The 15,673-nt window shown below is 41.8% G+C and carries 11 protein-coding genes; 8 read left to right on the top strand and 3 right to left on the bottom strand.

What is annotated here, in order from left to right:
• The first annotated feature begins 178 nt into the window (after positions 1-178).
• From N1I80_RS17360 to N1I80_RS17345, 4 genes are read left to right on the top strand one after another with little or no spacing between them, the layout of a single operon-like run.
• Positions 179-1,312 carry an ABC transporter ATP-binding protein gene (locus N1I80_RS17360; RefSeq protein ID WP_340739092.1) on the top strand — a complete coding sequence of 378 codons (1,134 nt, stop codon included), beginning with the start codon at positions 179-181 and terminating at the stop codon, positions 1,310-1,312.
• A complete protein-coding gene (locus tag N1I80_RS17355) occupies positions 1,309-2,211 on the top strand; it encodes a carbohydrate ABC transporter permease (RefSeq protein ID WP_340739091.1) in 903 nt (300 codons plus the stop codon). The genes N1I80_RS17360 and N1I80_RS17355 overlap by 4 nt, the downstream gene beginning before the upstream one ends.
• Entirely contained in the window at positions 2,208-3,026 is an 819-nt protein-coding gene (locus N1I80_RS17350) for a carbohydrate ABC transporter permease (protein ID WP_340739090.1), read from the top strand. Before N1I80_RS17355 ends, N1I80_RS17350 begins: the two co-directional genes overlap by 4 nt.
• A gap of 34 nt (positions 3,027-3,060) precedes the next feature.
• A complete protein-coding gene (locus N1I80_RS17345) occupies positions 3,061-4,434 on the top strand; it encodes an ABC transporter substrate-binding protein (RefSeq protein ID WP_340739089.1) in 1,374 nt (457 codons plus the stop codon).
• 92 nt (positions 4,435-4,526) lie between these two features.
• On the opposite strand, the gene N1I80_RS17340 is transcribed toward N1I80_RS17345, so the two are convergent.
• Positions 4,527-5,438 (bottom strand): LCP family glycopolymer transferase, encoded by a 912-nt coding sequence (locus N1I80_RS17340; RefSeq protein WP_340739088.1) that lies wholly within the window; start codon positions 5,436-5,438, stop codon positions 4,527-4,529.
• 212 nt (positions 5,439-5,650) lie between these two features.
• Between N1I80_RS17340 and N1I80_RS17335 the strand changes: the two genes are divergently transcribed.
• Positions 5,651-7,339: a methyl-accepting chemotaxis protein gene (locus tag N1I80_RS17335; protein WP_340739087.1), complete on the top strand. Its 1,689-nt coding sequence runs from the start codon at positions 5,651-5,653 to the stop codon at positions 7,337-7,339.
• 149 nt (positions 7,340-7,488) lie between these two features.
• Positions 7,489-8,598 carry a CapA family protein gene (locus N1I80_RS17330; protein WP_340739086.1) on the top strand — a complete coding sequence of 370 codons (1,110 nt, stop codon included), beginning with the start codon at positions 7,489-7,491 and terminating at the stop codon, positions 8,596-8,598.
• 54 nt (positions 8,599-8,652) lie between these two features.
• On the opposite strand, the gene N1I80_RS17325 is transcribed toward N1I80_RS17330, so the two are convergent.
• Positions 8,653-10,851: a 5'-nucleotidase C-terminal domain-containing protein gene (locus N1I80_RS17325; RefSeq protein ID WP_340739085.1), complete on the bottom strand. Its 2,199-nt coding sequence runs from the start codon at positions 10,849-10,851 to the stop codon at positions 8,653-8,655.
• Between the two features lie 180 nt (positions 10,852-11,031).
• Positions 11,032-12,804, bottom strand: coding sequence for an N-acetylmuramoyl-L-alanine amidase (locus tag N1I80_RS17320; RefSeq protein ID WP_340739084.1), 1,773 nt, complete (start codon positions 12,802-12,804; stop codon positions 11,032-11,034).
• A gap of 470 nt (positions 12,805-13,274) precedes the next feature.
• On the opposite strand from N1I80_RS17320, the gene N1I80_RS17315 reads away from it, so the two are divergent.
• Positions 13,275-14,387, top strand: a complete 1,113-nt coding sequence (locus N1I80_RS17315) for a glycosyltransferase (protein ID WP_340739083.1) — start codon at positions 13,275-13,277, stop codon at positions 14,385-14,387.
• Complete coding sequence (murJ, locus tag N1I80_RS17310) at positions 14,380-15,663, top strand: murein biosynthesis integral membrane protein MurJ (RefSeq protein ID WP_340739082.1); 1,284 nt, start codon at positions 14,380-14,382, stop codon at positions 15,661-15,663. The genes N1I80_RS17315 and murJ overlap by 8 nt, the downstream gene beginning before the upstream one ends.
• The last annotated feature ends 10 nt before the right edge of the window (positions 15,664-15,673 follow it).

Genomic DNA, 15,673 nt, shown 5'->3' with positions numbered 1-15,673 from the left:
TCCTTCATACCTTCTAACATGAGTTTTATGTAAAAAAATTATTAATAATTGTAAATAAAGCGATTTCAAGGAAATGGTTGATTGTATACTGTTGAAAGATATTACGCAAGAATCGAATTTATGACTAAGAAATTCGTGAACCCAAATTAGATTATTTAAGTGGAAGGGAATTGAATTCGTGAAAAAAGTGGAACTTATCAATCTATCGAAGTCATACGATAAGCAAGTCGATGTTATTTCTAATATAAACGTCACGATTGAACCAGGCGAGTTTTTTGTACTTGTCGGGCCTTCTGGCTGCGGGAAAAGTACGATGCTCCGTATGATCGCTGGGTTGGAGCAAATCACAAGCGGCACGCTTACGATTGGAGGACAGACTGCTAATCATTTGCCGCCGGATAAGCGGGATCTGTCAATGGTATTCCAAAACTATGCGCTCTATCCGCATTTGACGGTGCAGCAAAATATTACATTTGGACTTGATGTGAAAAAGGTGAAAAAAGCTGTTCAGCAACAAAGAGCCGCAGAAGTAGCGAAGATGTTGGGACTAACAGATTATTTGAAACGGAAGCCTCGGGAATTATCAGGAGGGCAGCGGCAACGTGTGGCACTGGCGCGAGCGATTGTCAGTGAGGCGCCAATTTGTTTAATGGATGAGCCGCTTTCTAATCTTGACGCAAAATTACGTGCGCATATGCGAATGGAGATTAGACGCATTCAGCGCAATCTCGGCATCACGATGATTTATGTGACGCATGACCAAGTTGAAGCGATGACAATGGGGGACCGAATCATGATCCTTCATGAAGGAAAAATCCAACAAATTGGGAAGCCGATTGATATTTATAATAATCCAGCGAATCCGTTCGTTGCAACATTCATCGGTTCTCCGCCTATGAATTTGGCGAAAGCCCATATGGATGAAAAAACGTCTGAAATTGTCATTGGCGATGTATTGCGGTTACCAATGCCGTCAAAAGGTATGGAAGATATTCCAAAACATCAACTGATTGTAGGTGTTCGCCCAGAATACTTACAACCAGCGTCAAAAGATACACCAGAACAAGCTAAGTTTTATGTGGACGTGACGAATGTTGAAGTATTAGGCAATGAGACAGTCTTTACTTTCAATCTTGGCACCGATGAATGGCAAGCTAAATGGAGTGGACAATGGCATATCAATAGTGGAGACTCGATTCCTATCCTGATAGATTCGGGATCTATCTGTATTTTTGAGGAGGGAACAGGTACTTTACTTAAAAAGCCGACGGACCTTAGGAACTTTGTTTTCGATAAAGAGGTGTTGTTATGAAAAGCGGCGACAAGCCCGGTATTTGGAAAAGGTCTTTCAATGGTCGGACCGCGATTCTTTATTTACTGCCTTCAATTATTCTGTTCTCAGTATTTGTGTTCTATCCAATGTTCAGGACAATCTATTTGAGCTTCTTCTTAACCGACCAGGCAGGCGATGCCGCCATTTTTGTGGGATTGGAAAACTATGCCTACTTATTGGAATCTTCTGCATTTCGAAACAGTATGAGAGCAACGGGGTTGTTTGTACTTTATACCGTACCAATCAGTATTATCCTTGCCCTCTTTTTCGCGTTACTAGCAAATGAGAAACTACGGGGAATCGGTTTTTTCCGGACAATCTATTCGTCAACAATGGGAATTTCTGTCGCAGCCTCATCGGTCATCTGGTTATTCATGTTTAATCCAAGCATAGGCATGTTCAATCGATTACTTAGCGTGTTAGATTTACCACAAATTCAGTGGCTGCTTGATCCGCAATGGGCGTTATTATCCGTATCGATTTCAACGATTTGGATGAATATAGGATTCTCGTTCCTTATATTGTTAGGTGGCTTGCAAAACATTGACGAACATTTGTATGAAAGTTCTCGGATTGATGGAGCGGGTTATAGTTATCGGTTACGCAGGATTACACTACCGCTGTTGTCGCCAACACTGTTTTTCATCATCACTATTTCCCTTATCAATGCATTTCAATCATTCGGACAAATTGATATTTTAACGCAAGGTGGTCCTTCTGCCTCAACGAATCTCATTGTGTATTCGATTTACCGTGAAGCATTTATTAACTATCAGTTTGGGACTGCGAGTGCGCAGGCAGTGATTCTATTTATCATTATTTTGGTTGTGACGATTTTACAATTTAAACTTGGGGAAAGGAGGGTTCATTACCAATGACGACGAGCCTTCCACAAAAAATCTGGCTGTATTTTTTGTTAATCGTGACATCATTTTGTGTGTTTTTTCCTGTGTTGTTTGCATTTCTTATTTCATTTATGACGGGTCCAGAACTATTACAAGGAAAGTTTTTGCCGCAATCTTTTAATCTCGATAATTATATAAGAGTATTTGAACGCTTACCGCTGCTCAGTTACTTATTGAACAGTCTCATTGTGTCAATTGGCGTTATGCTTGGTCAGCTTGTGGTATGTAGTATGGCCGCTTATGCATTTGTTTTTCTTAAATTCAAAGGGCGCGAATTCATTTTTTTCTTATTCATCTCAACGATGATGATTCCATGGGAAGCAACGATGATTCCGAATAAATTCACAATCCAAAAATTAGATTGGCTCAATACGTATCAAGGGTTGACCTTGCCGTTTTTCGCATTGGCATTTGGAACATTTTTGCTACGACAGCATTTTAAAATCATTCCAAAGGAGTTACATGAAGCTTCACAAATCGCGGGACTCAGCAGGTTTGCTTTTTTTCGGCGTGTTGTGTTGCCAGTATCAAAAACGAGCCTTGTCACGTTGGGAGCTTACGGCTTTCTGACGACATGGAATATGTATTTATGGCCATTGCTCATTACAACGGATAAGTCTGTCCGAACCGTTCAAATCGGCCTCAAGCAATTGCAATCGCAAGAAACCGGGACAGAATGGGGGGTGGTTATGGCCGGCGTTATTGTAGTAATTATTCCAACGTTGATATTGTTATTTATCGGGCAAAAACAATTGCAAAAAGGGTTATCCCAAGGGGCATTGAAATAATGCTGACTACTATGAAAAAGAGGTGCATTGTAGGATGAAAAGTATAGTAAAGTTGCCGTTCTTTTGGATGCTCATGTTAAGTTTGCTCGTTCTCACTGCATGTACGAATAGTGATAGTGAGAAGAAAGAGGATTCACCGGAAGTATCTGAAACGCCTACAGAACAAGAGGCTGTCAAGGAAGAAGAAAAAGTGTCCATTGAATTCTGGCATGCTATGTCAGGCTCTGGGCAGGAGTCACTGGATGCAATCGTCAAAGGTTTCAATGAGTCGCAAGATAGCTATGAAGTTGTTGCAGAATTCCAGGGTACTTACGAAGAATCACTGACAAAGCTACGCGGTGTTGGTGGTACGAAGGACGCTCCAGCTATTACACAAGTTTTCGAGGTCGGGACGAAATATATGATTGATAGTGGATATATCGAGCCAATGCAATCGTTCATCGACAAAGAAAACTATGATTTGTCTCAACTAGAAGAAAATATTTTGAACTACTATAAAGTCGACGGTGAATTATATTCGATGCCGTTTAACTCATCGACGCCGGTAATGATTTACAACACAGATGCGTTCAAGGCGGCAGGACTTGATCCTGAAAAAGCACCGGAAACATTTGCCGAAGTCATTGATGCGGCAGCGAAATTAAAAACGGATGACATGTACGGGTTTTCCATGCTGACATATGGTTGGTTTTTTGAGCAGCTCGTTGCGACACAAGGCGGCTTGTATGTCAATGAAGACAATGGGCGCTCCGGTGATGCAACAGAAGCACTTTTTAACGGTGCGGAAGGACTGAATGTCTTTAATTTTTTAGATACGATGAACAAAGCCGGTACGTTTGGTAACTTCGGAACAAACTGGGATGATATCCGTGCTGCGTTTGCGTCTGAAAAAGTAGCCATGTATATGGATTCCTCGGCAGGTGTTGCCGGTGCTATCAATACCGCACCATTTGATGTCGGTGTTGCTTATATTCCACATGCGGATGAAGTACAACGGAACGGCGTTGTCATTGGCGGAGCATCGCTGTGGATGTCCAAAGGAATTGCTGAAAACGAACAGCAAGCGGCATGGGAGTTCATGAAATATTTGACGACTCCGGAAGTCCAGGCGAAATGGCATCTCGATACGGGCTATTTTGCCATAAACCCGAAAGCGTATGATGAAGAAAACGTAAAGGCTAAGTGGGAAGAATTCCCTCAATTTAAAGTGACGGTAGATCAGTTACAAGACACTGTGCCAGGTCTTGCCACACAAGGCGCACTCATTTCGGTCTTCCCGGAATCCAGGCAGCAAATTGTTACTGCTTTGGAAGACCTATATCAAGGGAAAGCCCCACAAGAAGTGCTAGACCAAGCAGCTGAAGGCACAAACCGTGCGATGGAAATTGCTAATAAAACGAAGAAATAAGGAAAAGTGCGGAGGGAAAGAAATTTTCCCCTTCGCACTTTTTTACATACGTGTAATCATTAAAGTTCACCACGCTCGACTAAGTAATCTCTTTACATCTCCAAATGCCTCTTCAGCTCATCTGTTATCCCCAACAATTCATCCTTATCCATCACATAATACCAAATGCCATCTATCATTTGACCATTGCCATTTTGAAAATGGAGCCGCTCAACTTTACTTAAAGCGCTGCGGTAATTTTTTTGAACATCGACCATTTCATCAAATGTCATGTTTGTCCGAATGTTGCGGCCTAATGCATGAAATACATTTTTATAGTTCATCAGTCCTGATAGGGAAGCACCTTTACGTAAAACGCCTTCGATAATTTGTTTTTGCCGATCCTGCCTACCAAAATCACCGCGGGGATCCTCATATCTCATCTGCACATAAGTGAGGGCAGATGATCCATCTAGTTGAATAGTACCTTCAGGAAATACGAAATCATCTACTTGAAAATCAAACTCGTTCGTCACCGAAATACCACCGACAGCATCAATGATACTTTCAAACCCCTCCATATTGATTGTTGCAACATAATCGATGGGGATACCAAGTAACGTTTCGATGGATGTGACCGCCATGGCAGTCCCACCGAACGCATAGGCATGGTTGATTTTATCCTTCTTATTGTGCCCAATCAATTCAGCCTGTGTATCCCGTGGAATACTGACTATTTTTGTCGATTGCACGGTTGGATTGACTGTCATGACAACGATTGTATCTGAGCGCCCTTGATCACCTTCTCGCTCATCCACCCCTAATAGCAGGACAGAGAAAGGGTCTAATTCTTGAAAAATCACTTGCTCTATCCGTTTTTCTGAAACTTCCCGCTCAATTGGCTCATGCATGACGGCTATGGTGTCGACTACTTCTTTATAAAATATGGTAAGCCAAATGGCGGGGAGGGCAATCAGTAGCGCGACTATTCCGCCTAGTAGAATCCACCTTTTAGAGTTGTTCACGTGTCGTCTCCTTCATTGAAAAGCTTCTCTCCTCATTGTACGCAAAAAATAAATGCATATTCATATTTTGAGGAAAGGGAGTTCTTATTATTCCGAAAACATGGAAGTGAGTAGAATATTATCAATCTTCCATGTTAGAATGAAAGTAATGCTATTGTCCTTAGATAGAACCTGCCTTTTTTATAGGCTGAAAGACAGTGAGGGGGAAAGACATGAGGTTTTCTGTTGCGAAAAAGTTATGGTTAGGCTTTGGAACAATATTAGGGTTGCTGGTGATTGTCGGTGCTATGAGTTTATGGGCAACAATCACTATCGATAAAGAGTATAAATTTTTATTGGATGATCGTGTCAAGAAAGTAGAATTGATAGATGAATTCATCTTAAAGCATAATGAAATTCAAAGTAATGTACGCGGGTATATGTTGTTCAAGGATATTTCGTATTTAGATGAAGGCGCTGAACAGACTAGTCGGTCTGATGAGCTCGTGAAAGAATTGTCTGAACTATTTCAATCAGAGGAACATCAAATTTTATTGGAAGAGATGGAAGTAGCGCGAGTAAAATATGTAAACTTACAAAATGATATCGTTAAAAGTGTCCAAGATGGCAAAGAACGTAAAGCGACGGAGCTTGGACGGGCAACCGCATCAGTGGGTGCTATCATACTAGAAAATGCAGAAATCATTAAAGCGAACCAGTTTGAGGAGCTCAATCATACGCGTGATGAGTTAGAGGGCTATATGTTTGGCACAACTATTTTCATCATTGGGATGGTGGCGTTTGCATCCATCGCAGGTTTTGCTATTTCTATGTTCATCGCCCGAAGCATTTCACGTCCTGTCCGTATTGTTACAGAAGGATTGAATGAAATTGCAGATGGTAACTTAACGATTGACCTACTAGTTGTTAAAAATAAAGATGAAATCGGCGACATGGCCGCAGCATTTAACAAAATGGGGACTGATGTTGCAAATATGGTCCGTAAAATTAATGTAACTGCTAGTCAATTAGCGGTCCAATCAGATGAGCTGTCGGCCAGTTCAGAGGAGAGCATGGCCTCATCAGAATTAGTGGCGAAAACTGCTGAAAATCAGCTGTTGGGTAGTGAGCAGCAGCAGAGGATTATCGGACAATCGACGTCTTCAATGGAAGAGTTGTCATTAGGTGTTGCTGAAATTGCCAATAATAATGAAGAGATGCTGTATGCGACAGAAACGATGTCGAATCTAGTGACAACGGGTTCAAGTGTTGTTGGAAAAATGTCGGAACAGATGTCAACGATCCATCTGACAATCCAAGAGTCTTCTGGAATTATGGAGGAGATGGCGCGTCATTCAGATGAGATACAGAAAGTAACATCACTGATTACCGATATTTCTGACCAGACTAATTTGCTGGCACTTAATGCCGCCATCGAAGCTGCACGAGCAGGGGAATACGGTAAAGGATTCGCAGTTGTAGCGGAGGAAGTGCGAAGACTGGCTGAGCAATCGAAAGCATCTGCCTCTGAAATTGAAGCGATGGTAGAGATGATCCAAAATGCATCGAAACGGGCTGTGACGTCCATATCCGCAGGCAGTGAGCGTGTGGATGATGGAATAGCAGCAACTGAACAATCACGCCAAGTATTTGACAAAATACAGCATGCGGTTGGTGATGTGACAACGAAAGTTGAAACAGTGTCTGCTGCAATTGAGGAAATCCAAGCGATGGCTGATGAAGTAAGTCATGGTGCCAATGAAATCCAACAATTGAGTAGTGCAGCAGCAGCTTCCGCCGGTGATACAAGTGCGGCAACGGAAGAACAGCTTGCCGTAACTGAGGAAATTTCTGCAAGCGCCCAAGCGTTGGCAAGGCTAGCGGATGATCTTCAAACGGAAATGAACCATTTTAGAGTGTAAAACAGCTAGAAGAACAGCGGACACGGCGTCTAATGATGCAGTCGTTCGCTGTTTTTTTAGTAGATGCATACTAGCTTCATTTTACCTAACTATTGGTCTATAATGAATTATGTACCAAATATGACTGTAGCATGACTGGAGATAGCTTATTGAAAAGAACGATTGTCTATACGTGTATGATTATTTTCATCATTGGTGGCTGGGGCTTTATTGCTTATGGGGTAAGTAGTTTGGTTGAGAAGCAGCCTGCGGTGATGAAAGCGCCGGCTAATTTTGTGAAGCGGGCTAATCCAACAGCACTGAATTTTGAAACTCATTCTACTACGATTACCATTGGAATGATTGGTGACATCCTTCTACACCACCCTCTTTTTACGTATGATAATTATGATTTTGCGTTTGCCGGTGTGAAAGATCAGCTGACAGGTATTGATTTTTTATTGGCCAACCAAGAGTCAATGCCAGGGGGAAAGGAGCTTGGATTGACAGGGTATCCGAGCTTTAACAGTCCCAAGCATATCATTCGAGATTTGAAAGCGAACGGTGTCGATATGGTATCGATTGCCAATAATCACACAATCGACCGCAAGGAGGCAGGACTACGGAAAGCGATTGGACATATGAAGGAGTATGATATGCCCTATGTGGGCGCGTACACATCTATTGAAGATCGGGGGACCAATCGGATTATGGACATTGATGGTATTCGGATTGGCGTTTTGGGCTATACGTATGGAATGAATGGTAACAGAGTCCCACGGGGGAAGGAATACTTAGTCTCCCTAATAGACCATGATCGAATGCAACAGGAGATTGGTCATTTGTCGAAGTTCGTGGATGTGGTCGTTGTATCTATGCATTGGGGGAACGAATATAAATTGATTCCTTCAAAGAAACAAGAAGAGCTAGCTCAGTTCGTTGCAGATGCAGGAGCGGATATCATTTTTGGCCATCATCCTCATGTCTTGCAAAAATATGATGAGGTAGGGAAGGCGAAAGTATTTTATTCGCTTGGCAATTTCTATTCTGCCCAACAGTTCGATTCGACAAATATTGGAGGCATTGCGAGAGTTTCCGTTACCAAGATGGAGGTGGCTGGGCAAAGCTTTATAGAAATTGCTGAGCCTCAATTTTATCCGACTGTTGTGAAGAAGGATGATAAAAAAAGGTTTGTCGTTTTGCCATTAAAAAATGCCGAGCCTGCTGCAATCTACGGTGAAGGCTGGGTAACTAAGCATGTAGGTGTTCCTTCCTGGTGAATAAACAAAAGCGTTCCACTCCAATAAAGGAGAAGGAACGCTTTTTGTTAGCCATTACTGGGCTTTCTTCACTTGTTTAATGTTGTAAATGAAGTTCGATACAATTTTGGCCGCTTGTTCACGTGAAGTGGATAGAGCAGGCATAAATTTACCATCTGAACCTGATGCAATGCCAAGTTCGTGAAGCATAGAAATAGCATTGATTGCTTCTGCATCATAGTTACCGAAATCATTATATGGCGCAGTTGTAGACGCTTTGTAGGCCTCACCTGTATACGCTGTGAAAGCACGTTCAAGCATTAATGCAAATTGTGCACGCGTGACGTTTGCGCTAGGGTTGAACTTGCCATCCACGCCTTTTACTAGACCGTTTTCATAAGCAGCAGCAATCTCAGCTTGTGTATCCACTGCATAATCACCGATATCACTGAATGGTGCAGTGCCGCTAGCCTTTAAGTCAAGGGCACGGACAATCCAAGATGCAGCTTGTGCGCGTGTCATTTCTTTTTGTGGTGCAAATGTTGTGTCAGTTCCTTGGACAACACCGCGGTAATAAAGGTCTGAAACGTATTTATATGACTCATTATCATAAGCAAGATCAGTAAAAGGAACTTTTGCAAGAATACGTCCTTCAATTTCTGTATTGATTGTGCCAATGGATTTTAAATGGTCTGCAAGGTTTTCCCAGTCAGAGAAGCCAGGCTCGCTCGCACGGCCTTCCGCGTAAGCTTTACCAAGTGCTTCAAAGCCATCGCCGCCTCTTGCTGTAAAGACATTTGTAGCTGCCTTGTACATTTTGCCTGACTCAATCTCTTGTCCGTCAATTTTTAAAGAGATGATGCGTTTTCCAGCTTCTGCTTCACCGTCAAAAATAACTTGCATACCTGAAACATGAAGGAAGCCACCAGATTCTTTTGGATATTCTTTAACAGCGTGTTCGAAAGTTTCTTTTAGCTCAGCGCCGCTTAGCTCAATGATAGCGAGCGGGTTACCGAATGGTAGTACTGACAAAACTTGGCCGTATGTAATCGGTCCTTGTGAAATGTTTGTACGAATTCCACCACCATTTTGGAATGCAATAACTGTTTCTGGGTCGATTTCTTTTGACTTTTTCAACATGCCATCAGTAATCAAATTTCCAAGATTGGTTTCACCGGAACGGACGCCACCAATAAGTGCTTTGCTGTCCTGGCTCATATCGCGTAAACCACTTAGGAAAACATTTGCTGTTGCGCCAATTTGTTTTTCAGTTGTTGCATTTACTTGGGCAGTAAACGGCTTCAGTAGTTCAGCTGCCTCGGCATCTACTGCCGCATTTTCACCACCAACAGCATGAAGAACGCCGTTATAATCTTTAATAACCCCTTTTTCATCGAATGTAACATCCAATTGTCCGAGGAATTTGTTATACTCATTTGCTTGGACAATGATGACAGGCTCAGTATCTTTGTTTAACACAACTGGCTCATCTAATTTGACATGCGTATGACCGCCAACAATAATATCAATGCCTGGTACATTTTTTGCTAATAATAAATCATTATCAATCTTATCAGAGTCATCATAGCCAATATGCGTAAGGGCAATAATTTTGTTGACCCCTGCTTCTTCAAATGCAGCAACAGCCGCTTTTGCTTCTACGATATAATTTGTAAATGTTATTTTTTCAGGGCTCGCAATAGCAACAGTTTCTTCAGTTGTTAAACCAAAGATACCAACTTTCTCTCCATTGATTTCTTTAATAATTCCATTGTAGATGTTGCCGTCTTTAGCATCAGCTGCGACTGTTCTAGATTGTAAACCGTCGAAAAGACTATCAGCAGAGAAATCAACATTCGAACTAACAAACGGGAATTTTGCCCCTTTGACGAAATCTGCTAGTGCTTTGTGGCCTTCTGGTGATAAACCAAGGTCAAATTCGTGGTTACCAAATGTCATAGCATCATAGCCAAGATAATTCATAACGGCAAGATCGGCTTGTCCCTGAAATTCGTTGAAATAGAGCGTACCAGAGAAGACATCGCCTGCATCGAGCAGAACATTATAAGGATGGTCTTCTTTCAGTTTTTTGACAAGTGCCGCGCGTTCAGCCGTTGTTTGAAGATTGGCATGCGTATCGTTTGTGTGAAGGACGGTCAGTGAAAAATCTCCTGTAGCAGCGATTGGTGTTTCAGCAGCAAGAACCGGTGTAATCGCCACTGTGCTTAATAAAAGCATAGCAGTTGCAGTTGCTTTAAAGTATTTACTAGACATAGAGCACCTTCCTTTTCCCTTAGTTTTTACTATTCTATCATCAGAAAAGTATATTGAATAATGACAAAATAGTGTACTTATTAAGTGTATCATTTAGACTACTATTGAACAAATTAAATTTAGGTAAATTTTACGGAAAAAAGACCCGAAAGAATTGTTCATTCTCTCAGGTCTTTATAGTTAAGGTGCTGAATAGTATTGTACGAGACCCTGATAGATGGACTCGGCGTAGATTTCTAAAAAACTATCACTTGTTAGCTTTTTGAAATCATCTGCGTTTGAAATAAAAGCAAGCTCGATAAGTACTGATGCGACGTTAGTATTACGAATGACGTAAAAACGTTCATCTTTCACACCGCGATCAGTCATGTTAGCATCTTTAACAAGATTTTTTTGTATCAAGGTAGCTAAAGCTTTACTTTCAGCAGAATTAGCATTCAGAGATGAATCGAAGTACGTTTCAGTCCCATTGGCTGACTTAGATGTAGCAGAATTCACATGAATAGAGACGAATGTTTCTGCATAATTTTTCTTTGCAAACTCCGTACGCTCTTCCAATGTTAGGAAGGTATCATTGGAACGTGTCATGATGACATTTGCCCCTGCATTTTTTAACTTATCTTCTACAAGTAGGGCAACTTTTAGGGTGATACTTTTCTCTGTTACTTTATTGTTTGAAGCGCCTGGATCATGAGCACCGTGGCCAGGGTCTAAGACAATGATTCGATCTTTTAATGGATTGTCAGCTTTATTCAGCAATTTCAAATAGGTTTTATGCACATAGCCTGTTTTTGAATTAACATAGATTTTAGCCCAATAACCTTCCAAAGATAACACTTCGACTGTTTGTCCTAGTGTTAATGTGTCAATGACCGCAGAATCAGTGCTTGCAGACTCCCGTATATTAAGACTTTTGACTGTTACTTTACCCGTCAAATTAGCAGTGTGGCTTGGTAGTTCAGGGACTTCTTGGTTAGCATCATCTGAGTCATCCGGAATGGATGGTTCAACAGGCTCTAAAGGCTCTTCAGGTTCAACAACAGGAGGTACAACTTCAACAGGAGGCTTAACTTCTGGTGGTGTTTCTGTACCGACCTCGATCGTGTAGCGACTATTGATGTAACCTTCTCCATTATCAAAAAGAATGAGTAGCCAATCACCAGATTGACCAACAACTTCTACAATTTCTCCACTATTTAACTTGTGGATCACGGAGCCATCAACGGATGGTAGGGTACGAACGTTTAGTACATCCCCACCTGTTGTTGTGACTTTAGCAAAATAGGTTCTGGATGTTTGTTCTGGAAATGTAACAGATAGAGCGAACTGGTCATCCATGGCGCGTGCTAGGAAAAGTGAGAACTGCGAGCGTGTTAGGAAATTATTTGGAAGAAATTTTCCGGAATCTCCTTTAGTGACGCCAGCATAATAAAGTCCGTTGATGCGTTCAGCATACCCATAGTCTTTTGAGATATCTGTCATCATCATAGGACGTTCTATTGTAATCTTTTCCGAAAGATTGAAAGCAACTGCGAGTGCATTACCCATTTCCCCACGCTTTAAATTTTCGTTAGGTTTGAAATTCCCATTTGCACCCACTTTAAAATAGCCGAGTGAGACAGCGCGGCTTACATAGTCATATTGCTCAGTCCCTGCTTTAACGTCTTTGAATTGGATAGACGGAGTAGGGATGTCCTGTTTTTTTGCAGCTATGACCAGCATCTTAGCAGCTTGAGCACGTGTTAAATTATTACCAGGTTTAAAGGTAGTTACTCCATTTTCTTCATAACCTTTAATAATACCAAGACCCGCTATGTAATTGACTTGCTCATAATATTCCTTATTAGGTGTGACATCTTTGAATTGAATTTGTTGTGCAGATGAACGTCCCGGGACTATGGAAACGAGAGCGAAGATCATCAGTACGACAGCAGCCCATTTAATTGTTCTCATTGCGTCCTCCCTTGTTATACTAGAGTAGTAGGTTCAGTTTACCAGTGATGGCGCCGTAAAGCTATAATGATAAATAACTAATCCGTAATTTATTTCAACAAAATTGACTTTCTTATAGCTTAGGAAATTATAAAATTCTCGTACTGTGGATAAGTCGGAACAGGGTGATTCCTCGTCTAGGCTCCAGCGCCTAGCCCCTCGAGTCGCTTCGGTCTTGCTAGTAAAGGCAAAGGGCGCCTTTACTTTCAAGCCCTCCAGCGCTTGTCGGGGCTGAACAGGCGCTTGCGCTTTTGTTCCTAGCAATTAGCAAAGACGATTTGATGAGGTGCTTACCTATAGTCAAATCGTCTTTATTGTAGATGAATTGGCTGTCAAGAGGTTGAACGTCAAGCGATATGTTATAATCATTGAATGAAAATAAAGGTGTAGCTAATTATGAGGCTATTATTATAGATAGGATGAGAACTAGCATGAAGAAAATAGTTGTGTTCAGCAATATGTATCCATCATCAGACCATCCGACATTTGGATTATTTGTCAAAAATCAAGTAGGGCTTCTTCAAACAGTAGGTCTTGATGTTGATGTGGTGGCAATTCAGGATCCGAGTAAAGGGAAAGCAAAGGCATTACAAAAATATATGGCATGGTTTAGCCGTTCAGTTATTTATCTGATGAAAAACCGAAAAAAAATAGCACTAACTCACGCGCATTATGCATTTCCAACAGGGATTCTGTCGTTGATGGGGAAAAAGCTATTTGGCGTTCCTTATGTCGTGACTGTTCATGGTGGGGATATTGATAAAATGGCTGCAAAGAGTCAGCGCATTGCGGATATGACGAAACGGATTTTGCAGCAGGCAGAAGCCGTCATTGTTGTTGGTGACAAACTTAGGGAAGATGTGACAAGCCGTTTTGGTGTTGCGGATGCCAACGTGCATGTCATGAGCATGGGTGTCGATACGTCTGTCTTCAACTATGTACCGAAAGAGGAGGCGCGGAATCAGTTGGGTCTTCCTAATGATGAGAAAGTATTGCTTTTCGTTGGGAATATTATTCGAGCGAAAGGGTTGCTTGAACTTGTGGAGGCGTTTGATTCACTGAAAATGTCATTACCGGATAGTTCGTTATATATGGTTGGTTCGCAGAAAGATAGTCATTTTGTCGAAGAGTTACGGTCATTTATCCGCGATAAAGATGTGGAGGATATCCACTTCAAAGAGCCGCTAGGACAAGCTGAATTATCGCTTTGGATGTCGGCAGCCGATGCACTGATTCTGCCTTCACATCATGAGGGATTTGGGTTAGTTGCACTTGAGGCGATGTCTGCGGGGACGAAGGTAGTTGGTACGGATGTTGGTGGGCTGTCTTATTTGTTGAAGGATGGGGCTGGGGTTTTAGTCGAAGCAGAAAATCCAGACTCGTTGGCGCAAGGTATGTGGAGTGTGTTGGACGAAGAGTCTGTTGCGATTGACGAAGCAGTTGTTCATGCGAGGATTACGGAACATTCTTTTGAGGCTGTTTTAGAGAAGTTGTTGTCGATTTATCGTTCGGCTGAGAAAGGTCGGGTTGGTCGCAATGAGTAAAATGATGAAAATTATCGGGGCCGTCGCTGTTATTAATATTGTCGCGAGGATGTTTGGATTTCTTCGGGAGGTTGTTATTGGTAAACAGTATGGCTTGTCAACTACTGCTGATGCAATTGCGGCTGCGTATACAATACCGAATTTCATTTACCTTGTGGTGGGTGGGGGATTGACGACGGCTTTTATATCCGTCTATCATTCGACGAAAACGGATAAGTCTTTGTATGTACGCAAATCGTTTACGACCGTACTTGTAGCAGCAGTATCGATTACAGCTATTTTGCTTATATTTACGAATCCAGTGTTGCATCTATTTTTCAGTAAACTCAGTGCAGAAGAGTATATATTGATGCGCAATTTATACCTTTGGATGATGCCCTCTACTATCATTCTTGTGTTATCGACATGGATGAGTGGTGTTCTGAATGTCAACGGCAAGTATAACCTGTCAAGTATAGCCGTGCTACTCTATAATGTAGCTTTCGTTGGAATTGCAGTGTTGTTGACGAGTATTTTGGGACCGGAATCTTACGGAGCTGGTGCTATGCTAGGTGCGATTTTGATGGGGGGATTCCTGTATGTGGGTCTTCGGAAATCTAAGCTGTATTCATTGAAACCATCGTTTGGGATGTCTGATGATGTTAAGCGAATATGGGTTATTGCTTTGCCGATATTGTTTGGTGGTGCTTCGCTACAGTTTTATATTTTGATACATCGAATTGTAGCTGATCAGTTTGGAGTCGGTATCATGGCGGCTGTCAACTACGCTTCAAAATTGACGAGTCTTCCACAGGCCATTTTGATGACTGCGGTGACAACAGTTATTTACCCTCTTTTAAGTAAAAAGGAAGGGGAGGGTGACATGGAAACAATCCGCAAGCTCTATAAAAAAGGAATGCTCTATTTGGCTGTATTACTTGCACCAGCGACAGCAGTTGCTTACATTTTTGCAGAACCGCTTATTAGTCTTGTTTTTGAACGTGGGGAATTTACGAGTGAAGACGTTCTAGTCACAGTACCAATTTTCCGTGCATTTGCGTTGTCAATGTTCTTCCTAGCTGCCAATACCTTTATCACCCGATTCTATTATGCTAAAGCCAATTCGATGGTACCAGTTATATTCAGTGTGATTAGTGTCTTGGGTATTAACGTAGCGGTTATTTATGCGATGATGGATGCATTCGGTGCTTCCTCGATTGCATATGGTACAGCTATTAGTGCGGCGGCGAACTTTGTCATGCTTGTTATTTATGCAAGAGTGAAGTGGAAACTATAAGTTAGTAGGG

The sequence above is a fragment of the Sporosarcina sp. FSL K6-3457 genome (assembly GCF_038007285.1).
GTDB lineage: Bacteria > Bacillota > Bacilli > Bacillales_A > Planococcaceae > Sporosarcina.
This window is presented reverse-complemented; position numbering and strand designations above follow the sequence as displayed.